Here is a 22595-nt window from a genome sequence, read left to right as displayed (position 1 = left end):
AGGATAGATGAGCGGAGGTTTTCAAAATGGCGAAAAAGAAGCAAAAAAACAGCAATGATCAAACGCAGCATCATACGAACCCATGGCTGTATTCGCTCCAAATCGGTTTTTTTGCGGGGCTTATTTGGGGAATCGTACGCTGGATGTTCTATGAAATGAAATTTACGACGATAATGCCGGGGTTTGCCGCGGATCCGTTTTTCAAGGAATCTTTTTTAAAGACAGGCTGGGGAGAGGTGTTAGGAATCGCCTTTTTCGTTCTTTTTTCGATTGCCGCTGCTTTTCTTTACAAAATAGCGCTTGGAAAATTGCGGGGACCATGGCCCGGCGTATTATACGGAGCCGTCTGGTGGGTTATCATTTTTATTGTTGCCGGACCGCTGCTTGGCATCATGGAAGGCATACGGAAACAAGGCTGGAATACGCTGTATACCGAGCTGTGCGTCTTTCTTTTATGGGGAATATTTATCGGGTATTCGATTGCATTCGAGTTTACGGATGAAGCTTCGAGGGAGCCGATAAAGATCCAGTAATGAGTTGTACTTCTCAAGCAGAGGACATTTGTGGTAAAATGGCTATTGATCTTTGAACCTATGATGGATTCGGTTGCCTGGGAGGTGCATTCATGCACAAAATCGTTATAATGAACGGACCGAACTTGAACATGCTCGGTACTCGTGAGCCTAATGTATACGGGTCGGAAACGCTGGCAGACATCGAATCGCTCTTGAAGGATAAAGCCGAGACGCTTGGCGTCTCCGTTGAATTTTTCCAAACGAATCACGAAGGCGAAATGATTGACCGGATACATAGCGCGTTTGGCAAAGCAGACGGCATCGTCATAAATCCCGGCGCTTGGACGCATTACAGTTATGCACTGCGCGATGCCCTAAGCTCCATTGGGGTGCCGATCATCGAGGTGCATATGTCGAACATCCATAAACGGGAATCGTTCCGACATGTATCCGTCGTTGCCGCAATCGCAGTCGGCCAAATTGCCGGCTTTGGTTCGCACAGCTATGAACTCGGTTTAACTGCGCTTGTGCGTCACTTGGACAAATTGTAAGAAGTCATGAAAGGGTGGAACGGTTATGCCAAACGATAGAGTAAAGCGACTTCGCCAGCTGATGGAAAAACATCGCTTTGAAGCGATTCTAATTGGAAGCGAATATAACCGACGCTACATAAGCGGCTTCACCGGTTCGTCGGGCATGGTGCTGATTACGGGAAGCGCGAGCTACCTGCTTACGGATTTCCGTTACCGTACGCAAGCCCCGCTTCAAGCTGCCGGTTTTCAGATTGTCGAGCACGGAGCTAATCCGCTTGTTGACGTGCTGGAAATTCTGACGCAGGAAAAGGTATCTAAGCTAGCTTTTGAGCAGGATCATGTTGTGTACAGTGAATTTTTGTCTTGGACCAAAACGCTAACCGGCATTACGCTGGAGCCTGCTGCAGGTCTGGTTGAGCAGCTTCGCCAGATTAAGGACGCTGCTGAGCTGCAAGTGATGCAGGAAGCAGCCGATCTCGCAGACAGCACCTTCCAGCATATTTTGAAGCTCATTCGCCCGGGCGTCCGTGAAACGGATATTGCGCTCGAGATGGAAGTGTATATGCGCAGCCACGGAGCTACGTCATCTTCCTTTGATACTATCGTGGCATCAGGCGAACGTTCTGCGCTGCCGCATGGTGTAGCCAGCGATCGCATGATTGGTAACAATGAATTTGTGAAGCTTGATTTTGGCGCCTATTATAACGGCTACTGCTCCGATCTGACCCGGACAGTGGTGGTAGGAACGCCGACATCTAAGCATCTGGAGATTTACAATATCGTTCTCGAAGCGCAATTGCACGCTTTAGAGCATATCAAACCGGGTATGACAGGCCGGGAAGCGGATGCGCTTACCCGCGATGTCATCACCAAATACGGTTATGGCGATTTATTCGGTCATGGGACAGGACATGGACTCGGCATGGAAATTCACGAAGCGCCGAGATTGTCCAAACTAAGCGAAACGATTTTAACCCCCGGCATGACGGTTACGGTTGAACCCGGCATTTACGTACCAGGCTTCGGCGGCGTGCGCATTGAGGATGACATCGTTATTACGGAAACCGGTATTAAAATATTAACCTCATCCCCGAAGGACTTGATCACTCTGGGCTAAGGACTATTCATTCAGGAGGGAATCAGCAATGATTTCAGTAAACGATTTTAAAACAGGCTTGACCGTGCAAGTAGACACAGATATTTTCACCGTTCTCGATTTTCAGCACGTAAAGCCAGGTAAAGGCGCGGCATTCGTTCGCTCCAAGCTGAAAAATCTCCGAAACGGCAACGTTGTTGAGAAAACCTTCCGTGCGGGCGAGAGCATCGGACGCGCAATTATCGAAAACCGTGAAGTACAATACCTGTACAACTCCGGCTCGGAGTACACGTTTATGGATAATGAAACTTTCGACCAATTCAACTTGGACAAGAAGCAGCTTGAATGGGAACTTAACTTCCTGAAAGAAAACATGAACGTAAACATCTCGAGCTACCAAGGAGAGATTCTTGGTATTCAAATGCAAAACAGCGTTGAACTGAAAGTTATTGAAACAGAGCCGGGCGTAAAAGGAAATACGGCGCAGGGCGCTACGAAAACAGCTAAGGTTGAAACTGGCCTTAATGTTCAAGTTCCATTGTTCATTAACGAAGGCGACGTTTTGCTAATCGATACACGCGAGGGCAAATACATCTCGCGGGCATAGTAAGCAACATCTAAAAACCGTCCGGATCTTATCGGGCGGTTTTTTTTGTAGGTGGATATACCCATAGCAGCGGTCGTTGTGGTATAATATTGTCTTGTATGTATATGTCAGGGTTGGGAGTGAATCAGCTTTGTCGTTGATAGTGATGAAGTTTGGCGGCAGCTCCGTAGGAACGCCGGAGCGGATGCAGCGCGTAGCGAAACGAATAATTGACAGGCAGCAAGAGGGCAACGATATCGTTGTCGTTGTTTCTGCCATGGGAGATACGACAGACGATTTAATCGATCAGTCGAAGCAGCTTAATCCAAATCCGCCGGCGCGGGAAATGGATATGCTTTTAACCGTTGGGGAGCAGATCTCGATCGCTTTGCTGTCGATGACCGTTCACCAATTAGGAGCTAAGGCCGTTTCTTTTACGGGCTGGCAGGCAGGCATTCGCACGGAAGCGGTGCATAGTAAAGCAAAGATGACGAATATTCATCCGGAGCGTGTGTTTAAAGCGCTGGAGCAAGGCAGCGTAGCGATCATTGCCGGTTTCCAAGGAATGACGGAGGACGGAGAAATCACGACACTTGGCCGCGGCGGCTCCGATACGACCGCGGTTGCGATGGCGGCAGCGATGAATGCAGATGTCTGCGAGATTTATACGGATGTTGACGGCATTTACTCCACCGATCCCCGCGTCGTGAAAAATGCACGCAAATTAGATGAAATCTCGTATGATGAAATGCTTGAACTGGCTAACTTGGGTGCTGCTGTACTGCATCCGCGAGCGGTAGAGTACGCAAAGCATAACAATGTTAAACTGGTTGTGCGTTCGAGCTTTACCCAAAACGAAGGTACTAGTGTGAAGGAGGAAGCGGTCATGGAGCAAGGCGTGGTCGTTCGCGGCATCGCGTTTGACAAAAATGTAGCAAGAATAAGCATATTGGGTGTTGAGGATGTTCCGGGCGTACTTGCAAATGTGTTTGGCGCATTGGCTGCGAACGGCATCGATGTCGACATTATCGTACAAAGCGGCGTGCAAGACGGCAAAGCGGACTTCTCCTTCACCGTATCCGGCGACGACAAAGATAAAGCGATCTCCGTAATCGAAGGCATTCGCGGCAAGGTTCCTTTCCGCGAAACCACATCGGAATCGGATCTCGTCAAAGTATCGATCGTGGGAGCAGGCATGGTAAGCAATCCAGGGGTAGCAGCAAAAATGTTCGCAACGATCTCATCCCTTGGGGTAAGCATCAAGATGGTTAGCACTTCCGAAATCAAATGTTCGTGCGTCATTTCAGCGGAACCTTTGAGCGATGTTGTTCGTGCCCTTCATACCGCATACGGTCTTGATACGGCTGAGCAGGCATTTGTGGGCGGCCCGCAAGACCGTCGTTAATAAACAAGGTTTACAATAAAAAAAAGGCATGTTCCGGAATATCGGAGCATGCCTTTTTTTATTCTGCGTCTTAAACATTCCGCGTTAACTGGTCGCCGTTCAAGCGCGGAACATCGTGATAAATATCGATTGCGGAGCAAGCTTCGATATCTTTTTTCATGCCGAGCTTCATAAGCTTTTTCCCCGTCATGCCATTCATAATCGTTTCCTTCACGTTTTGCGAGCGGTTGCGGTACAGCGCAAGCATCGCTGTCCCAAAATCATCCATCTCAATGGCTGCCTGGCTTAAGGTATGAAGCTTATCCAGCACTAGCCCGGCGCATAAGCCGTCCTCAATAGCAAATTCGTCATGGCTGCCCGCGCATAAGATGACGATATCCCTGCGGAGCTCGATGGCTGCCCGCGCACAAGCTTCCGCATTCAGAAGAGACGCGGTCAGCACATGGTCGGCTCTCATCGATTTGTGAATGGCTCTCGTGCCATTCGTTGTCGTCAGCACGATTCTTTTTCCGGCGACTATCCGTTCGGTATATTCTTCCGGCGAATTTCCTAAATCAAAACCTGCGATTTTTCGGCAGAAGCGTTCGCCGCCAAGCAGGTCGCCAGGTCGCTGGAGCGCCCTGGCCTCCATGACCGTTTCGGCGGGAATGACACAGGAGGCTCCCGCAGCTAATGCGGCAATAATGGTGCTTGTCGCCCGCAATACATCGATAATAATAGCCGTCTTGTGATGGAACCTCGCGGAGCTAGCCTCATTTACACTGGATATAACCTGCACTTGCATGATTTGTATTCCGCCCTTCTTAAGCTCAATACCCTATGATATGCGCTTGCCACTGGGCAGGTGTCCGGCATGAAAGGCAGACAAGCATGCATATGAATAAGAAACATTCGGATTTATGAAAGGAGGTTCGCAATCATGCTGAATAAAATCGTGATGACGATGGCTTCGCTGCGGCTCACTTCCGGAACGATTGAAATTTGCGCCGCTTTATTAATGCTCAGACTGAACCAAATCGACAAAGCGCTTGTTGTAAACTCCTCGCTTGCTTTAGTAGGCCCGCTCATCCTCATTGCTACGACAACGGTCGGTCTCGTCGGGATGTCTGACAAGCTGTCGCCGTCGAAGTTTTTGTGGGTTGGCGCGGGAGTGATCTGTTTAATGATCGGTATTTTAAAAAAATAATAGATTGCAACTCTAGCAATTCTCATATTAAGCAGACATATTTTCGGGATGCACGCATACAAATAGGAACTACGAAGGACAAACACCCGGGAGTGATAATCAATGCTGGCACGCGTTGCGCATTTATTGCCTTTGGAACTGAAGACGCTGCTGGAGCGCCTTCCTGAACAAATGCAAGAACAGCTGGAGGAGATTCGGATTCGAGAGGGACGTCCGCTTGAATTAGGATTTCGCGGACAGTCTCGATTTATGATGATTGACGGCTCGCTGCGTCAGACTGCCGACGGAGCATACAAGCCCTCGGCGGATACATGCCGAAAGCTGCTTGAACGCATTACCAACTATTCCTTATACGCGATGGAGGAGGAGCTGCGAAGAGGCTTTATCACCGTATCGGGAGGCCATCGCATCGGCCTTGCAGGCAGAACGATATTGGATGGCGGCGCGGTACGCGGAATTCGTGATATCGGCGCATTCAATATCCGGGTAGCTAGAGAAGTGATTGGGGCAAGCGCCCATCTGCTGCCAAAGCTTATCGACCGTACAAGGAAGTCGCTGCACTCTACGTTAATTTTGGCGCCTCCGCAGCAAGGAAAGACAACGCTGATAAGGGACATTGCCAGATCGGTCAGCTATGGCTTGTGGCCTGCCTTGGAAGCCAGCGGCTGGCAGGGGAGAAAAGTCGGCATCGTGGATGAACGGTCGGAAATCGCGGCTTGCGTTCGCGGAGTACCTACCTTTGACGTTGGTCCAAGAACCGATGTGATGGATGCTTGTCCCAAAGCCGAAGGCATGATGATGCTCGTGCGGTCCATGTCGCCCGAGGTGCTGATCATTGACGAAATCGGAAGGCCGGAGGACGGCGAAGCGATCCGGGAAGCCAGCCATGCAGGCATCAGCGTAGTCGCCACCGCGCATGCCTATGACCTTCAGGATGCAAGAGGCAGGCCGGTGCTGCTTAAGCTGCTGGAAGAGGGAGCCTTTACGTATGTTGTTGAGCTTAAGCGGACAGAGCAGGGCATCATGCACCGAGTAGTACCTGCAGAAGCGATTGCGGCGCGATTAAACGCACGCGAGCATTCAAACTTAAATCGTTCTGCGCCGGATGCTGTACATGCCCTGACAGGCAGATACCGAGCTGATGACCCGTGATAAAGCTGCTGGGCGCGGTTCTCCTCTTGTTTGCAGGGACGATGATCGGTTTTCAGCAGGCTGCGAAATTCGCTGAACGGCCAAGGCAGCTGCGGCAGCTCGCGCATGCCCTCCAGCGTTTGGAGACGGAAATCGGATACGGACACACGCCGCTGCCGGAAGCGCTGGAGAGAACGGCATCGGCAACGCCTGAGCCGCTTGCTTCGATCTTCCGCAAAGCCGCAAGCGGAGTATGGGAAACGGAAAGCTTCACCTTCCGCGACAGCTGGGAGCAGGCGATTAAACAGCAATGGGATATGACTTCGATGAAAAAAAACGAGCAGGCTGTTCTTATTCGCCTCGGTTCCACGCTCGGAATCAGCGACAAGGATGATCAAATGAAGCATATTCATCTTGCGTTATTGCAGTTGAAGGCCGAGGAGGACGCAGCAAGAGACGATCAGGGGCGTTACGAGAAGATGTGGAAAAGTCTCGGGATTTTGATTGCTGTGCTGGTCGTCATTTTGATGGTGTAGTGGGGTGCCGCATAGATGAACATGGATGTGAGCGCCATTTTCCAAATTGCCGGAATCGGAATCATTATCGCAATGGTACATTCCGTACTGAAGCAAATGGGGAAGGAAGATATGGCGCAATGGGTTACCGTTATTGGTTTTATAGTCGTTTTGTTTATGGTTGTCCGGCTCCTCAATGAATTGTTCCAGGAAATTAAATCGATATTTTTGTTTCAGTAGACGTCTTCTTAAGGACGTTCATGCAAGCAGGTGAGCGAAGTGGAAATGATTCAAATCGTCGGACTGGGTCTGATGGCTACGGTACTCATACTTGTCCTTCGGGAGCAAAAGCCGATGTTTGCTTTTTTGCTCGCGGCATTTACGGGATTATTCATATTCCTCTATCTGATCGGAAAAATCGAAATTGTCATTTCCGTGCTTGAGGATCTGGCTAATCGATCAGGCATTCCTTCCATTTACTTGAAGACGGTCTTGAAAATCATCGGAATTGCGTATATCGCGGAGTTTGGCGCGCAGATCGTCAGGGACGCCGGCCAAGAAAGCATCGCATCCAAAATCGAATTTGCCGGTAAAGTATTTATTCTCGTCATGGCCGTTCCTATTATTAGCGTTATCGTTGAAACGGTTATCGGGCTGCTGCCGGATGGGAGTTGAAGCCAATGATAAAGCTCGCTCCCGCCCGAGAGAGAGCCAAGCTCCTGCTTTTTATTCTGATTGCGACATTTTTATTTTCTTTTGTTCCGCATATTGGTTACGCGATGGATTCAGATGCCGCGGCCATTCCCGCCGGCAACCAAGCGGATGCCGATAAGCTGACGCAGGATTTGGCAAACGAGCAGCTGGGAGGTCTTGATACAGAGGCCGTAGAGTCTTATTGGAATAAGCTTTCCAGCGAGTACGGCGGTTATTTTCCGGATCAACGCGTTCCGAGCTTCATGGAAATGATTTTGCCGGGCGGCGACGGACTTAAATTAACGGACATGCTGCAAGGCATAGTGAAATATTTCTGGCATGAGGTGCTTTATAACGGAAAGCTGCTTGTAACGATCGTCATGCTCACGGTTTTCAGCATGGTCTTGGAAACTCTTCAAAACGCATTTGAACGGAATGCCGTAAGCAAGGTTGCCTACTCGATTACGTACATGGTGCTCATCATCATTGCGGTGAACAGCTTCCATGTCGCAATGGGCTATGCGAAGGGAGCAATCGAAAGCATGATCCAATTCATGCTGTCAATGGTTCCGCTGCTGCTTACGCTCCTTGCCTCGATGGGAAACGTCGTTACGGTTTCCGTGCTGCATCCGCTCATTATTTTTATGATCCATGCCGTCGGTACACTCATCTATACGCTGGTGTTTCCGCTTCTCTTTTTCTCGGCCGTGCTCCATATTACAAGTGCTCTCTCCGAGAAGTTTAAGGTCACGCAGCTGGCTAACCTGCTAAGGAACATCAGCGTAGGCATCATGGGTGTATTGTTGACCGTGTTTCTCGGCGTCATATCGGTACAAGGCGTAACGGGCGCGGTTACTGACGGGGTCACGCTGCGAACGGCGAAATTCGTCACCGGAAACTTCGTGCCTGTCGTGGGAAGAATGTTTTCCGATGCGGCGGATACCGTCATCTCGGCATCCATGCTCGCCAAAAACGCCATAGGCCTGGCCGGCGTAATTATTCTTCTATTCATCAGCGCGTTCCCTGCAATCAAAATATTGACTCTAGCGCTTATCTACAATATAGCCGCCGCTGTCATGCAGCCGCTTGGAGATTCACCGATCGTTACCTGCTTGCAGACGATCGGGAAGACGATGATCTATGTATTCGCGGCACTGGCTGCCGTCAGTCTTATGTTTTTTCTTGCGGTTACGATCATTTTGACTGCAGGCAATGCGTCGTTGATGGTGAGGTAAGGAAGGGGACGAGGTAAGTGATTGCTTGGTTGAGCGACTGGCTGAGAGATATCATCGCAGTCATTTTGCTGGCGGTGTTCGTTGAGCTGCTGCTTCCGAATCGGGCGATGCAGCGTTACGCACGTCTCGTTATCGGCTTGTTCATCCTCCTAACCATACTCTCGCCCATCTTAAAGCTAATCCAAAGCGACATCGGAGGAAAGCTGGATGAAGGCATGGAAAATTGGAGCAAAACGGCAATGGCTGGTGAGAACCAGATGGCGGGGCTGAATCAAATCAAGCGAGACGCCGAAGCGATGAGCGAGAAACGCAGCTTTGAAGCCGCCAAATTGACGGAACGGACGCTTGAGGCTTCCATCCGCAGCGAGCTGGCCGAGCGCACGGACGAAGCGATAACTGAAGTGGATGCAACGCTCAAGTGGGTTAACGTTTCCGGCAATCAAACGCCTTATATTAGTCAAGTAACCGTCACGCTCAAATCGGAAGAGCAGAATAAAAGCATGCTAAAGGAAGGTGATGCGGTGGAAGAGGTTCAGCCTGTCACAGTTGATGTGGAAATTGAGCCGATAGAAGCGGGCGGATCGCTTTCAAGCGGCCAAGCTTCAGAGGCTGCAAGCAGCCAACCTATGGAATCGGAGCAGGTAGATGGAAAGTGGTCACGGGCGGATCCTGCGGCGGCAGCAGCAATCAGCAGTTTGATTGCGAAAGGCTGGGGGCTCGCCGAGGATCAAATCATCGTCAGGCAGCCTGCAGAGCAGCGGTTGCCTAATCGTTAGGATAGGAACGGAAAGGAGGTAAGGCGCGGTGGCCAAATGGCTGGAAGGCATAGAATCAGCGATTGGCGGCGGTCCAGGCGGTCCGAAGCGGGTACGGACGCTGCGAATATTGCTAATCGTTGGGGGGATTGGCGCAGCGCTCATGATTTTGAATTCATTTTTGCCTTATAAGGGAGTTGAGCCCTCTGTGCAGGATCCAAATCCGCCGCCTCAATCCGAGACGGTTTGGAGCAGCTCGGATTCATCATCAGGATCTTTGTTCACCGCAATCGAGCACTCCATGGAGACAAGGCTAAAGGATATACTTGAGAAAATCGTAGGTGTTGGAACTGTAGATGTACTCGTTACCGTCGATTCCACGGAAGAAATAGAAATCGTGCAAAATACGCAGGAATCGCAGCAGGTGACGGACGAGAATGACCCAAACGGCGGCAAACGGCACATCACCTCCATCACAAAAGAAGGACAGGTCGTTTTGTACGAGGTGTCCGGTGACCAAAAGCCCATTGTGACCAAAACGATTAACCCGCGTATACGCGGTATTCTCATAGTCGCTAAAGGCGCTGAAAACGCCACGGTCAGACGTCTCATCACGAATGCGGTGGAGAAGGGCATCAGCGTGCCGGTTAATCGGATTTCTGTTGTGCCAAGCAAGCAATAAACCAAATTGAAATGTTGGGGAGGGTGTTCACATGAACACGAAAAGACAAACGGTATGGCTTGTATCAATGCTCAGCTTGATGGTGGTTTTATCGGCTTATTACTTATTCACGCAGGATGTAGAGTCACCGGATGTACTGACTGACGGCTCGCAAACGGAGCAGGCAGCCAACGATGCGACGGAGGCAGCGGCAAGCGGTAACGGTTTGGTCGTTAATGAAGTGGAGCAGCCGGCAGGCGGAGAGATTTTAAGCGATGCGGACAAAGCGGCATTGGACCAAATTGAAGAGCAAGGTTTGGCGGCAGGCGGAGTGTTCAGTGAGCTTCTTGCAAAGCGTGAGATTAAGAACACGGAAGACGACAACCGAATCATGGCCGCAATTAACGATACGCAGAAAAAACCGGAAGAAGCCTCCGCAGCGATCGCCGAGCTTGAACTGCTTGAAGAAAAAAATTCTAAACTGACGGGCATTGAATCGGAGCTGTTGAAGCTTTATGAAAATGTCGTCATCGATGAGCAAAGCGATAAATACAATGTCGTCGTATCGAGCGAAAAGCTTGAGAAAAAACAAGCCGCGGATATTATCAAACTGGTCATGACCACGATGGAGGTTGGCGCGGATCAAGTGTCCGTTCGCTATATTCCATAAAGAGAATTCCGCTTCGTTGAACCGAAAAGGCCTTGGAACTTCAGCATGGGAGCTGATGTCGCCAAGGTCTTTTTTTGTGCGGATATGCTGCAGCAAACAAAAAATGATTCGTGTTCAGGCTTGTTTATGATATAATGTTAAACGTTATGTGAAAGAATTGGTTATATTGGCATGCTGCCCATACAGGGTTGCATGCTGTAGAAGCATTCAGCTATCGCAAATTTAAGGAGTGAAAATATTCATGTTCAAATTGAGCGAGATCAAAGAGTTGATCAAATTGGTTGATCAAACTTCCGTTCATGAGCTGGAAATTGAAAACGAAGGGACTCGCCTGCTCATCCGCAAGCCAGGGAAAACGGAAGTGGTGAATGTGCAAGCGGCTCCAATTACGCATACATACGCGCCTGCACCTTTACAAACTCAGCAAGCGGCTCCAGCAGCACAGCCTCAAGCCGTGCAAGAAGCTGCGCCTGTCCGTCCTTCAACGGATCATTTGCATCAAATCGTATCCCCTATGGTAGGCACGTTCTACAGCTCGCCGACGCCAGAAGCGGCTGCCTTCGTTAAAGTCGGCGACCGTGTCAGCGACAAAAGCGTCGTCTGCATCTTGGAAGCAATGAAATTGATGAATGAGCTGGAAGCAGAGGTTCGCGGCGAAATCGTTGAAATTCTGGTTTCCAATGGCCAGCTCGTCGAGTACGGCCAGCCACTGTTCCTTGTAAAGCCTGAATAAAGATGTGAGTGAACGTCCGAACAGGAAACTGACGTTTGAAAGGGGTTCCTACGTGAAATTTCACAAAATATTAATTGCAAACCGCGGCGAGATTGCGGTTCGTATTATTCGCGCTTGCCGCGAGCTAGGTATTAGCACAGTTGCTGTTTATTCGGAAGCGGATCGCGATTCGCTTCATGTCCGTTTGGCCGATGAAGCCTACTGTATCGGGCCTACGGCATCGAAAGACAGCTATTTAAACTTAACGAATATTATGAGCGTTGCTACCATAACCGAATGTGATGCGATCCATCCCGGCTATGGTTTCCTCGCCGAGAATGCCGATTTTGCCGAGATTTGCGAATCATGCAATATCACGTTTATCGGACCTTCTCCGGATGCAATCAATAAGATGGGGGACAAAGCGGTCGCCAAGCTGACGATGAGAACGGCGGATGTGCCGATCATTCCGGGTTCCGACGGCCTTATTGAGAACATGGAGGAAGCGATCCGCGTTGCCCGTGAAATCGGATATCCTGTCATTATTAAAGCAACGGCAGGCGGCGGCGGAAAAGGCATACGGATTGCAGAAGACGAGACGACGCTTGTTGCACAAATATCGACTGCTCAGCAGGAGGCGCAGAAAGCCTTCGGTAACGCAGGCGTATACCTGGAGAAATATTTAACGGGCATGAAGCATGTCGAAATCCAGATTATGGCTGACAAGCACGGCAATGCCGTTCATTTGTTCGAGCGTGACTGCTCCGTTCAGCGCAGACGTCAAAAGCTCGTTGAAGAAGCGCCTTGTTCCGTATTGTCGCCGGAAATGCGTGATCGAATGGGACAGGCAGCCGTACGCGCTGCATTAGCGGTTAACTATTCCGGCGCGGGAACCTTGGAGTTCTTGCTAGGACCGGATGGAAACTTCTATTTTATGGAAATGAATACTCGTATCCAGGTTGAGCATCCCGTAACAGAGATGATCACTAACGTGGATTTGATAAAAGAAATGATCTCCGTTGCAGAAGGAAATCCGCTTTCGTTTGCGCAAAGCGATCTGAAAATCAATGGCTGGTCGATTGAATGCCGGGTCAACGCAGAGGATTCCGAAAGGAATTTCATGCCTTCCGCGGGCTTAATTCCGTTTTACTTGCCGCCAGGCGGTGCGGGTGTCCGCGTTGACAGCGCCGTTTACCCAGGGTATACGATCTCGCCGCATTACGATTCGATGATCGCGAAGCTGATTGTTTGGGGCTCAACTCGTGAAGAGGCCATCGCCAGAATGAAAAGGGCTTTATCCGAATTTGCCATCGAAGGCATCCGGACGACGATTCCTTTCCATTTAAAGCTCTTGAACCATCCGAAATTCGTGAGCGGAAACTTCGACATTAAGTTCCTGGAGGAGCATGATATCAACGCTCCCGAATAAGGTTACGACAAAAATGTGAACAAGTAGTATAGTTTGTCATATTTCTTGCCGAATGTTATAGTATATTAACAAGATGCGGTTTATTGCTTGGCTTTTCGCCGAGTACGCGCAACTTTAAGGAGGTGTACAGCCATCATGAGTACGGTCGCTGCGGAGTATGAGAAAACGGACATTGGCACGATTCAAATTGCACCTGAAGTCATTGAAGTTATCGCTGGATTAGCTACGATTGAAGTGGATGGCGTCGCGGGAATGAGCGGCGGATTTGCTGGAGGTATCGTTGAGCTTCTCGGTCGTAAAAATTTGTCCAAAGGCGTAAAAGTTGAAGTGGGCCAGCGTGAAGCTGCGGTTGATGTATCCATTATCGTTGAGTACGGTAATCGTATTCCGGAAATTGCTTCGGAAATTCAACGGAATGTGAAACGTTCAATCGAGATGATGACGGGACTCCACGTTGTTGAAGTGAACGTACATATTCACGATGTACATTTCAAGACACCTGATAAACCGGAAGAAGATGAATTTCTACACAGAGTTAAATAAATAAAGATGGTTTAATAAATCCCGTACAACCCCCTCGTGAATGGGCATGCCGCTCGGCGCAAGGGGGTTTTCATTCGGCTTGGCAGGAGGAGGCGCTACGCTTGATTAAGGTCGTGGACAAGCTGTTTTTGTTTTTGTATAGCATTGTAATTGGCTGTATTTCAATTGTTCTGGTCTGCATTGGTTTCGGTTGGTTGCCAAGTGGGCTGTTGAATGATTGGATAGCGGAGCTCTACCGTCTCGATTCATTGAAAATCACAATGATCGTAACGGGTGTCATCCTCTTTATACTCAGCCTTAGATTTTTTATCGTATCGCTGCATCGCGGTTCGGCTTCAGCTCCTTCCATTGACCAAAGAACCGATTTCGGCGACATCCGAATTTCGATTGAAACCATTGAAAATTTGGCATTGAAGGCAGCATCCCGTCAACGCGGTGTAAAGGATTTGCGCGCACGAATCCGGGCAACGGATGCTGGGCTTGATATTGTTATTCGTGCGGTAGTTGATGGCGAAAGCTCCATCCCGGTGCTGACGGAAGAGATTCAACGCGCTGTGAAAGAGCATGTAGAGGATATAGCGGGTATACCTGTAACAAATGTAGCGGTATATGTTGCAAACATCATTCAAACAGGCACATTTAAGAGTCGCGTGGAATAGAGGTGAGTTTGCTGATGTGGAGAGATTTCTGGGCCATCTATGGAAAACGCGCAGCCGGTGCCGCGATAGGGCTGTTTTTCGGGCTGCTTTATTTGTTTGTCGGTTTTTGGGACATGCTTTTTGTAGGGCTTCTTGTCTCCATAGGTTATTGGATCGGCGTTCAAAAGGAAACAAGCAACGGACCTATCTTTCCATGGCAGCGGCTTTGGTATTCGTTGTTAGAAAGATTTCGGCCGTTTAGATGATCCTGTGGTCTCCTCCGTACTCCGGATTTCGGAAAGCCGCTTATTTCGGGGCAGGGAGGAGATCATAGGTTTTTTTTGAAATAATGAGTTTAAAAGTACAAAATCATTTTATCGGCATAAAGCTGCCGCGGAGGTAACATGAAACGAAGATTAGCACGAGAAATAGCAATTTCAAGCTTGTATCAAATGGAAATGAATGAGGTTTCGGCATCAGATGCAGTCGACATGCTGATGGAGGAGCTTCGTCATGATAATGAAATTGGCGCTGACCCTTCTGAGGCAAGCAGCACGGATGAATTCTCACGAGAGCTCGTAACAGGCGTTATGGAGCATAGGCAAGCCATTGACGGCATGCTGCAGCAGTATTTGACGGGCTGGCAGATCGATCGTTTATCGCGCGTTGACCGTCAAGTATTGAGACTGGCATGCTATGAGATGGTATTCCGGGACGATGTACCGCCGAAAGCTACAATCAATGAAGCGATTGAGCTTGCTAAGCATTTTGGCACGGAGGAATCGGGCAAGTTTGTAAACGGAGTATTGGGTAAGCTGCTTCTTGAAATTGAAGAATTGAAATCTTAATCGAAAACGTATATTCAACACATTCATCGTTGCTAAAGGAGACTGGAGCTATGTGCGCACAAATCATTGAAGGAAAGAAAATTTCCGACCTTATCCGAGAGGAAATGATTACGGAAACTGCAGCCTTGAAAGAAAAGGGTATTATTCCTGGCCTTGCGGTGGTACTCGTTGGAGAAGATCCTGCTTCCAAGGTATATGTAGGTTCAAAGGAGAAAGCATGTCAGCAGCTCGGCTTTTACTCCGAGGTTCATCGCTTGCCCGCTGATACCAGCGAAGAGGCACTGCTTGCAGTCATCGACCGTCTTAACAATCAAGCATCAATAAACGGAATCCTCGTTCAGCTGCCGCTTCCTAAGCATATTAACGAGAAAGCCGTAATTGATGCTATTCGCGTGGATAAGGATGTAGATGGATTCCATCCGGAGAGCGTGGGCAATCTCGTCATTGGCGATGACAGCTTGCTGCCTTGTACGCCTGCTGGCGTGATCGAGCTGATCAAACGCAGCGGCGTTGATATAGCTGGCAAGCATGCCGTTGTAATCGGCAGAAGCAACATTGTGGGTAAACCGGTAGCCATGCTGCTTCTTCGTGAAAATGCAACGGTAACAATTTGTCATTCCCGTACGGCCAATATGGAAGAAATTGCGAAACAAGCGGATATTCTCGTCGTTGCGATTGGTAAAGCCAAAGCAATCGGAAGTAATTTCGTCAAGCCGGGCGCGATCGTCATAGACGTGGGAATTAACCGTTTGCCTGACGGCAAGCTGGCAGGCGACGTTGATTTTGAGGATTGCTTGGAAACTGCGGGCTATATCACGCCAGTGCCAGGCGGAGTAGGCCCAATGACCATTACCCTTCTTATGAAAAATACAATTACGGCAGCAAAAAGGGCTAACGGAATCAAGGAGTGATAGCAGGCATGGCAGATCAGCCGCGAATTTATTCCATAAAAGAGCTTAACCGCTACATTAAAATGAAAATGGAGTCGGATTTGCTGCTGGGCGATGTTTGGCTGCGCGGCGAGATCTCGAATTTCACTCATCACTCAAGCGGACATATGTATTTTACGCTAAAGGATAGCGACAGCCGAATAAAATCGATTATGTTTGCTTCCCAAAACCAGCGTCTTCCGTTTATCCCCAAAGAGGGGACGAAGGTGATTGCGAGAGGGAATATTTCCGTCTACGAACGCGATGGGAATTATCAGTTTTACGTCAATTCCATGCAGCCTGACGGAATCGGCAGCTTATATCTCGCATTCGAGCAGTTGAAGAGCAAGCTAACTAATGAGGGGCTTTTTGCGCAATCACGCAAACGGCCGATTCCTCTTTTTCCGCGCGCAATCGGTGTCATTACTTCTCCTACAGGTGCGGCGGTAAGAGATATAATCATAACGTTACAGCGGCGTTATCCGTTAATACCGATATACGTATACCCGGTGCTAGTTCAAGGAACCCAAGCCGCACCCGCCATTGTCAAGGCGATCGAGGCTATGAACCGTTTCGGCGAAGTCGACGTATTAATAGTTGGGCGCGGCGGCGGATCCCTTGAAGAGCTATGGGCTTTTAACGAGGAAGCGGTTGCTCGGAGCATTGCGGCTTCTGCGATTCCGGTAATAAGCGCAGTAGGGCATGAAACGGATTTTACGATCGCGGACTTCGTCGCGGATTTACGTGCTGCGACGCCAACTGCAGCAGCAGAGCTGGCCGTTCCGAGTATAGCGGAATTACAGCAGCAGCTTCGGCGGCAGAAGCAGCGGCTCGAACAAGGTATTCGTTACCGCGTCCAAAACGAGAAGGAAAAATTGCAGCGCATCCGGCGTTCGCCTTTCTTCTTATATCCAAGAAAGTACTTATTGGAGCAGGCCGAGCGTCTCGACCGTTTGACGGAACGTCTGGAGCAGCGTACAAAGCGAATAACCGATCGCGGTCATACAAGACTAGCCAGATTGCAAACCACGCTTGCAGGCCACCATCCCGGTGAGAGGGTGGCCTTTGCTTCGAAAAGGTGGCAGTCGGCACATAAACAATTGGAGCATGCCATGGGCATATCCGTAAAAGAGAAGAACCATAGGCTTTACAGTGCGATGAAGCAGTTGGACGCTTTAAGTCCCTTGAAGGTTATGTCTAGGGGTTACAGCCTGGTTTATGACGAACAAGAGCAGCGTTTAATCAAAACGATTCAAGATGTGAAGCCAGGCGATATCGTTAAGGTGAAGGTAGCAGACGGTCAACTGGATTGTCATGTAGATTCATTGAGAGGAGCTCGGATGGATGGCAGCAAAGAAAGAGAGTGAGCTAACTTTTGAGCAAGCGATGGAAAGGTTAGATTCGATTGTTTCTAAACTTGAGAACGGCGACGTGCCTCTTGAAACTGCAATTGAGTTGTTTCAAGAAGGAATGAAGCTGTCGCAGCTTTGCGGAGGCAAGCTTGAGCAAGTTGAACGCAAAATAGAATTGTTGATTGAGACGGAGCAGGGCTTTCAGAAAAAACCGTTTGCAGACGTGAACGAGGATAAAGGGGAATAAGCTTGAACGAGAAGGTCGCAATCAAAACGTATTTATCGCAGTGCGCGGAGCTAATCGAGGCTACGCTTAAACAATCGCTGCCGAGCTCATGGGATATTCCCGAGCAATTAAGGAAAGCGATGCTTTATTCGTTAGAAGCAGGCGGCAAACGTCTAAGACCAGCCCTCGTGCTTTCGGCTGCCGAAGCGGTACAGGGCAATGCGGCTGTGATTAATGCTGCGATGCCTGTTGCCTGCGCGGTTGAATTTATTCATACCTATTCCCTGGTGCATGATGATCTGCCTGCCATGGATAATGATGATTATCGCAGAGGCAAGCTTACGAATCATAAGGTGTTTGGCGAGGCGATGGCTATTTTAGCCGGGGATGCGCTGCTTACGCATGCTTTTCATCTTATTCCTCAAGCTGCACGCCAAGGCGGGATCGGTGCCGAAATTGCACTTGCCATTGTTGAGGACTTAGCCAAGCTGGCTGGAGCGCCGGGAATGGTGGGCGGCCAGGTAGCCGATATGCTTGGCGAGCAAGGCATTACGTCCATTCTTGAACTCGAATATATTCATTTGCACAAAACAAGCGATCTTATCGCTTTCTCGGTAACGGCAGGGGGCCGTATCGGGGGAGCGACAGAGAAGCAGCTTGACCTTCTTGCTCGTTATGGACGCAACATCGGGCTTGCTTTTCAAATTCAGGATGATATTCTCGATCTTATCGGTGACGAGAAGAAGCTTGGCAAAAAAACGAACAGCGATTTGGAACAAAATAAAGTAACCTATCCTTTCCTTATCGGAATAGAAGAAAGCAAAGCTCAGGTTGAACGGTTAACCCAAGAAGCCAAGTCGTCAATCCTGGAAGCGGATTTTAAAGAACCGGGCCGGCTGCTTGAAATTGCGGACTATCTCGTTCAACGCGATCATTGAGAATGCAGTGCTTTTTCCATTTTGGTTGGGAAAAAAATCGCAGTATGCTATAATAGGAAAAATGTAGATGTTCATGGGACGGTATTTATGATCTGTCCGCGAAAGCGAGGAAAGTAACGTGCTGCTTGACCAGATTAACGGACCTCAAGATTTGAAAGCTTTGACAACCGCTCAGCTAGAGCAACTGGCCGCTGAAATCCGTCAGTTCCTTATTGAGAAGCTTTCCGTTACGGGTGGTCATCTCGCTCCTAACTTAGGAGTCGTTGAGCTGACCCTAGCCATGCATTATTTATTCAATAGTCCTGAAGATAAATTCATATTTGATGTGGGTCATCAATCTTATGTCCACAAAATTTTGACCGGCCGCATGGATCGGTTTGATACTCTCCGAAAATATAAAGGTTTATGCGGCTTTGTCAAACGTGCCGAAAGCGAGCATGATGTTTGGGAAGCCGGACACAGCAGCACTTCATTGTCTGCGGCAATGGGGATGGCGCTTGCCCGTGATTTGAAGGGCGAAAGCAACCGCGTAGTTGCCGTCATAGGCGATGGTGCCCTTACAGGCGGTATGGCTTTAGAGGCGCTTAATCATATCGGACATGAGAAAAAAGATTTGATCGTTATCTTGAATGACAATGAAATGTCCATTGCGCCGAATGTCGGTGCTTTGCATCATTATTTAGGGAAAATACGAACAGATCGTCATTATCATAAAGCCAAAGACGAGCTTCAGCAGTTATTGAACAAAATTCCGGCCATTGGCGGGAAGCTGGCCAAGACGGCTGAAAGGTTCAAGGACAGCTTGAAATATTTGCTGGTCAGCGGCATTTTGTTTGAACAGTTCGGATTTACTTACCTAGGTCCGGTTGATGGTCACGATATGGAGCAAGTGATCGATATCATGAAGCAGGCGGATTCGATGCCTGGACCGGTACTCGTTCACGTACTGACGGTAAAAGGCAAAGGATATTCGCCAGCCGAAGCCGATTCCTTCAAATGGCATGGCATTACGCCGTATAAGATTGAATCCGGTCAAGTCGTTAAGGCCGTTGGACCGCCCGTATATACGGATGTATTTGGCGAAATGCTAATCGAATTGGCTGAGAAAGATGATCGAATTGTAGCTGTTACGCCGGCAATGCCAGGCGGCTCAGGCTTGCTACCTTTTGCGGCAAGATTCCCGAACCGGATGATTGATGTCGGCATTGCTGAGCAGCATGCTGCTACCATGTCAGGAGCCCTTGCCATGGAAGGCATGAAACCAGTGTTTGCCGTATATTCGACCTTCTTGCAACGTGCATACGACCAGGTCGTCCACGATATTTGCCGTCAAAACCTAAATGTAATTTTTGCAATTGACCGTGCTGGGTTTGTAGGACCTGACGGAGAAACCCATCACGGCGTTTACGATATTTCTTTTTTGAGACATATTCCTAATTTGGTTATTATGATGCCGAAGGATGAGAATGAGTTAAGACAAATGCTGAAGACGGCAGTCGATTACGACGATGGCCCGATCGCTGTCCGTTATCCGCGTATCGCTGGTTTAGGAGTCGAGATGGATCCAAACCCGCAAGCACTTCCTATTGGAACGTGGGAAACGGTGCGCGAAGGTGATTCTGGCGTCATTATGGCAATCGGACCGATGCTCCAGGTTGCCGAAGAAGCTGCAGAACTTCTGAAGCGCGAAGGCATCAATGTTCAAATCGTAAATGCGCGGTTTATTAAGCCTCTTGACGAACAAATGCTGCTGGCCTTGGCTTCTGAGGGCAAGCATATGATCGTGTTAGAGGAAAACGCAGAGCTTGGCGGATTAGGAAGCTCCGTTCTGGAGTTTTATTCGCTCAAGGGCATTTATGGCTTGACTATTCGGATTATTGGCGTGCCTGATATCTTTGTAGAGCATGGGACGATTAAGGAACAACGGAAAGAAATCGGATTAACGGCTGAGCGGGTTGCTACAGAATTGAAAACCATGCAGCCAAGACGCATGAAGCGGGTTACTGGTCAACAGTAACGATTGAGGGAGAAAGATGACAACAACAGCAAAAGAACGGATAGACGTGCTTCTGGTTGAGCGTGGATTCTATGAAAGCAGAGAAAAAGCAAAAGCCGCATTGATGGCGGGACTTGTGCTTGTCAACGATGAGCCTGTTGACAAAAGCGGCATGAAAGTGGCCCGGACGGCTGATATTAAGGTAAAAGGCGCGCTCCATCCTTATGTCAGCCGCGGTGGCTTGAAGCTTGAAAAAGCCATCCGGACGTTCGGGATCGATTTGAATGGCCGCGTAATGCTCGATATCGGTGCGTCTACAGGCGGATTTACGGATTGTGCCCTTCAGAACGGGGCATCCTATGTCTATGCGATAGACGTCGGCTATAACCAGTTGGATTGGTCGCTAAGACAGGATGAACGCGTCCATGTAATGGAGCGGACCAACTTCCGATATACGCAGCCTGCTGACTTAATAGGTCCTCAGCCAACTTTCGCAAGCATTGATGTATCCTTTATCTCGTTAAAGCATATATTGCCGGCATTATCAACTTTATTGTCGGTTGGTTCAGGAATTGTAGCTCTGATAAAGCCGCAATTTGAGGCTGGCCGCGAAAAGGTCGGTAAATCGGGTGTTGTTCGCGATTCGGCCGTGCATAGAGATGTGCTTCGGAAGGTTTTGACTACAGCTGCTGAACTAGGGTACTCTTTGCAGGATATCACTTTTTCTCCTATAACGGGCGGAGAAGGAAATATCGAATTTTTGGCGTACTGGGCTTGGTCTGCCGAGCCGAACGCTTTGATTCCAAATGATGCATCTTTAGCGGAATTGGTCAAGCAGGCGAATGAGACCTTTACCACCAATAAATAATAAAATGTACGAGGAAGGTGCCGAGCGGTGTTTTAGCTGCCGGCATCTTTTTTACTTTACAGCAGCACGCTCCATTTGATAAACTATAGAAAAGCAAACAAACGTTCGGGTCCTGCGCCATACAGGAAAATGCCCCCACCATAGCGAACGATTAAAGAAACAATCCATTTACGAATGGGGGATGCTGGTGGGGACTTACGGAGATCTAATTATTATGCTGTTAGCCGGCGGTATATTTATCGCTTGGTTGTTTCGAATCTTTCACCGATGGCTGCATGAGCCTGCAAGCGTTAATCGGTTAAAGCTGGGAAAAGGCGGTGAGCTTGCAGCAGATGACGAAAATATTATATTGTTGGAGCAAGCCGGCTACGAGGTAAGCTCTGGCAAGCATTTAGTGCCGATTCCTATCAAGCTGAATGATGTGCCGCTTGGGAAGGGAAGCCGGTTATATATTGATTACATTGCGGAAAAGGATAATTGCACATACATCGTGAAGACGGCGCGTGATCGGATGCCGATCGACTGGACGCCAAGCGGAGTGAGGGACCGTTTACTTGTTTATTCGCTCCTTCTGCCCGAATGTGAGGGTGTATTATTCGTGGATGCGAAAGAAAAGCTCATCCGAAAAATCACTTTCCACATATCAGAATAATATTTCACGGAGGTTTTTTCATGAAAGGGATTCGTCAATACCGAATCAAAGAAATTATTACCAACCGGGTAATCGAAACGCAGGAGGAGCTGGTTGAGGCGCTTCGCGACTCGGGAATGCAGGTGACCCAGGCAACCGTTTCGCGCGATATGAAGGAATTAATGTTGATAAAGGTGCCTGAAGGCGAAGGAAAGTACAAGTACTCTCTTCCTCATGAGCATCAGAAACAAAATCCGATCCATAAGCTCAAGCGCGCTTTGTTTGATCATTTCGTACATATTGACTATACGGATAACCTCGTTGTGATGAAATGTCTGCCTGGGTCCGCGAATGCGATTTGCGCATTAGTCGATAACATGGAATGGTCAGAGGTGATGGGTACCATTTGCGGCGACGATACCATTTTAATGATCTGCCGGACGAAAACGCAAAGCGGCGAAGTCGTAGAACGAATACTTGAGCTGTTGAACTAAGGGAGGTAAT

Annotated in this window: 29 protein-coding genes; 28 read left to right on the top strand and 1 reads right to left on the bottom strand. The window is 48.9% G+C overall.

Features of this window, described 5'->3' with window-relative positions:
• Positions 1–26 precede the first annotated feature (26 nt).
• From ACN6MW_RS00965 to ACN6MW_RS00945, 5 genes are all read left to right on the top strand, one after another.
• Positions 27–533 carry a YqhR family membrane protein gene (locus ACN6MW_RS00965; RefSeq protein WP_419873832.1) on the top strand — a complete coding sequence of 169 codons (507 nt, stop codon included), beginning with the start codon at positions 27–29 and terminating at the stop codon, positions 531–533.
• 92 nt (positions 534–625) lie between these two features.
• Complete coding sequence (gene aroQ / locus ACN6MW_RS00960) at positions 626–1066, top strand: type II 3-dehydroquinate dehydratase (protein WP_419873831.1); 441 nt, start codon at positions 626–628, stop codon at positions 1064–1066.
• Positions 1067–1091: 25 nt separating this feature from the next.
• Entirely contained in the window at positions 1092–2165 is a 1074-nt protein-coding gene (locus tag ACN6MW_RS00955) for a M24 family metallopeptidase (RefSeq protein ID WP_419873830.1), read from the top strand.
• 28 nt (positions 2166–2193) lie between these two features.
• The gene (efp, locus tag ACN6MW_RS00950) at positions 2194–2751 is read left to right on the top strand and encodes an elongation factor P (RefSeq protein WP_053376760.1); all 558 of its coding nucleotides are present in this window, start codon (positions 2194–2196) and stop codon (positions 2749–2751) included.
• 130 nt (positions 2752–2881) lie between these two features.
• Complete coding sequence (locus ACN6MW_RS00945; protein WP_419873829.1) at positions 2882–4135, top strand: aspartate kinase; 1254 nt, start codon at positions 2882–2884, stop codon at positions 4133–4135.
• A gap of 70 nt (positions 4136–4205) precedes the next feature.
• Here the strand turns inward: ACN6MW_RS00945 and ACN6MW_RS00940 are convergent, their stop codons facing one another.
• Positions 4206–4919, bottom strand: coding sequence for a 2-phosphosulfolactate phosphatase (locus ACN6MW_RS00940; protein ID WP_419873828.1), 714 nt, complete (start codon positions 4917–4919; stop codon positions 4206–4208).
• A 135-nt stretch (positions 4920–5054) separates the two neighbouring features.
• Between ACN6MW_RS00940 and ACN6MW_RS00935 the strand changes: the two genes are divergently transcribed.
• From ACN6MW_RS00935 to ahrC, 23 genes are all read left to right on the top strand, one after another.
• Positions 5055–5321: a YqhV family protein gene (locus ACN6MW_RS00935; RefSeq protein WP_364149147.1), complete on the top strand. Its 267-nt coding sequence runs from the start codon at positions 5055–5057 to the stop codon at positions 5319–5321.
• Between the two features lie 102 nt (positions 5322–5423).
• Positions 5424–6473, top strand: a complete 1050-nt coding sequence (spoIIIAA, locus tag ACN6MW_RS00930; protein ID WP_419873827.1) for a stage III sporulation protein AA — start codon at positions 5424–5426, stop codon at positions 6471–6473.
• Positions 6470–6988, top strand: coding sequence for a stage III sporulation protein SpoIIIAB (gene spoIIIAB / locus ACN6MW_RS00925; RefSeq protein WP_364149143.1), 519 nt, complete (start codon positions 6470–6472; stop codon positions 6986–6988). Before spoIIIAA ends, spoIIIAB begins: the two co-directional genes overlap by 4 nt.
• Positions 6989–7003: 15 nt before the next feature.
• Positions 7004–7207: a stage III sporulation protein AC gene (gene spoIIIAC / locus ACN6MW_RS00920; protein ID WP_364149141.1), complete on the top strand. Its 204-nt coding sequence runs from the start codon at positions 7004–7006 to the stop codon at positions 7205–7207.
• Positions 7208–7246: 39 nt separating this feature from the next.
• A complete protein-coding gene (gene spoIIIAD, locus ACN6MW_RS00915) occupies positions 7247–7642 on the top strand; it encodes a stage III sporulation protein AD (protein WP_308996722.1) in 396 nt (131 codons plus the stop codon).
• A gap of 5 nt (positions 7643–7647) precedes the next feature.
• Positions 7648–8895 (top strand): stage III sporulation protein AE, encoded by a 1248-nt coding sequence (gene spoIIIAE / locus ACN6MW_RS00910; protein WP_419873826.1) that lies wholly within the window; start codon positions 7648–7650, stop codon positions 8893–8895.
• A 17-nt stretch (positions 8896–8912) separates the two neighbouring features.
• Complete coding sequence (spoIIIAF, locus tag ACN6MW_RS00905) at positions 8913–9671, top strand: stage III sporulation protein AF (protein ID WP_419873825.1); 759 nt, start codon at positions 8913–8915, stop codon at positions 9669–9671.
• A 28-nt stretch (positions 9672–9699) separates the two neighbouring features.
• Positions 9700–10332 (top strand): stage III sporulation protein AG, encoded by a 633-nt coding sequence (gene spoIIIAG / locus ACN6MW_RS00900; RefSeq protein WP_419873824.1) that lies wholly within the window; start codon positions 9700–9702, stop codon positions 10330–10332.
• Positions 10333–10363: 31 nt separating this feature from the next.
• Positions 10364–10981 carry a SpoIIIAH-like family protein gene (locus ACN6MW_RS00895; RefSeq protein WP_364149133.1) on the top strand — a complete coding sequence of 206 codons (618 nt, stop codon included), beginning with the start codon at positions 10364–10366 and terminating at the stop codon, positions 10979–10981.
• Between the two features lie 241 nt (positions 10982–11222).
• Positions 11223–11714, top strand: coding sequence for an acetyl-CoA carboxylase biotin carboxyl carrier protein (gene accB / locus ACN6MW_RS00890; RefSeq protein WP_364149131.1), 492 nt, complete (start codon positions 11223–11225; stop codon positions 11712–11714).
• 52 nt (positions 11715–11766) lie between these two features.
• Positions 11767–13122 carry an acetyl-CoA carboxylase biotin carboxylase subunit gene (gene accC, locus ACN6MW_RS00885; protein WP_419873823.1) on the top strand — a complete coding sequence of 452 codons (1356 nt, stop codon included), beginning with the start codon at positions 11767–11769 and terminating at the stop codon, positions 13120–13122.
• Between the two features lie 135 nt (positions 13123–13257).
• Complete coding sequence (locus tag ACN6MW_RS00880; protein WP_419873822.1) at positions 13258–13665, top strand: Asp23/Gls24 family envelope stress response protein; 408 nt, start codon at positions 13258–13260, stop codon at positions 13663–13665.
• A 101-nt stretch (positions 13666–13766) separates the two neighbouring features.
• On the top strand, positions 13767–14324 hold the full coding sequence (gene amaP / locus ACN6MW_RS00875; RefSeq protein WP_419873821.1) for an alkaline shock response membrane anchor protein AmaP: 558 nt from the start codon (positions 13767–13769) through the stop codon (positions 14322–14324).
• A 14-nt stretch (positions 14325–14338) separates the two neighbouring features.
• Positions 14339–14569: a DUF2273 domain-containing protein gene (locus ACN6MW_RS00870; RefSeq protein ID WP_364149124.1), complete on the top strand. Its 231-nt coding sequence runs from the start codon at positions 14339–14341 to the stop codon at positions 14567–14569.
• Positions 14570–14707: 138 nt separating this feature from the next.
• Complete coding sequence (gene nusB / locus ACN6MW_RS00865) at positions 14708–15151, top strand: transcription antitermination factor NusB (RefSeq protein WP_419873820.1); 444 nt, start codon at positions 14708–14710, stop codon at positions 15149–15151.
• Positions 15152–15201: 50 nt separating this feature from the next.
• A complete protein-coding gene (gene folD, locus ACN6MW_RS00860; RefSeq protein WP_419873819.1) occupies positions 15202–16062 on the top strand; it encodes a bifunctional methylenetetrahydrofolate dehydrogenase/methenyltetrahydrofolate cyclohydrolase FolD in 861 nt (286 codons plus the stop codon).
• 8 nt (positions 16063–16070) lie between these two features.
• Positions 16071–17447 carry an exodeoxyribonuclease VII large subunit gene (gene xseA / locus ACN6MW_RS00855; protein WP_419873818.1) on the top strand — a complete coding sequence of 459 codons (1377 nt, stop codon included), beginning with the start codon at positions 16071–16073 and terminating at the stop codon, positions 17445–17447.
• The gene (gene xseB, locus ACN6MW_RS00850) at positions 17425–17679 is read left to right on the top strand and encodes an exodeoxyribonuclease VII small subunit (protein WP_364149118.1); all 255 of its coding nucleotides are present in this window, start codon (positions 17425–17427) and stop codon (positions 17677–17679) included. Before xseA ends, xseB begins: the two co-directional genes overlap by 23 nt.
• 2 nt (positions 17680–17681) lie before the next feature.
• On the top strand, positions 17682–18596 hold the full coding sequence (locus ACN6MW_RS00845; protein WP_419873817.1) for a polyprenyl synthetase family protein: 915 nt from the start codon (positions 17682–17684) through the stop codon (positions 18594–18596).
• Positions 18597–18714: 118 nt separating this feature from the next.
• Complete coding sequence (gene dxs, locus ACN6MW_RS00840) at positions 18715–20613, top strand: 1-deoxy-D-xylulose-5-phosphate synthase (RefSeq protein WP_419873816.1); 1899 nt, start codon at positions 18715–18717, stop codon at positions 20611–20613.
• 16 nt (positions 20614–20629) lie between these two features.
• Positions 20630–21460, top strand: a complete 831-nt coding sequence (locus ACN6MW_RS00835) for a TlyA family RNA methyltransferase (RefSeq protein ID WP_419873815.1) — start codon at positions 20630–20632, stop codon at positions 21458–21460.
• A 187-nt stretch (positions 21461–21647) separates the two neighbouring features.
• Entirely contained in the window at positions 21648–22112 is a 465-nt protein-coding gene (locus tag ACN6MW_RS00830) for a hypothetical protein (protein ID WP_419873814.1), read from the top strand.
• A 20-nt stretch (positions 22113–22132) separates the two neighbouring features.
• On the top strand, positions 22133–22585 hold the full coding sequence (gene ahrC / locus ACN6MW_RS00825; protein WP_364149110.1) for a transcriptional regulator AhrC/ArgR: 453 nt from the start codon (positions 22133–22135) through the stop codon (positions 22583–22585).
• Positions 22586–22595 lie beyond the last annotated feature (10 nt).

The sequence above is a fragment of the Pristimantibacillus sp. PTI5 genome, from assembly GCF_048572955.1.
In the GTDB taxonomy this organism is placed as follows: Bacteria; Bacillota; Bacilli; order Paenibacillales; family Paenibacillaceae; genus Pristimantibacillus.
This window is presented reverse-complemented; position numbering and strand designations above follow the sequence as displayed.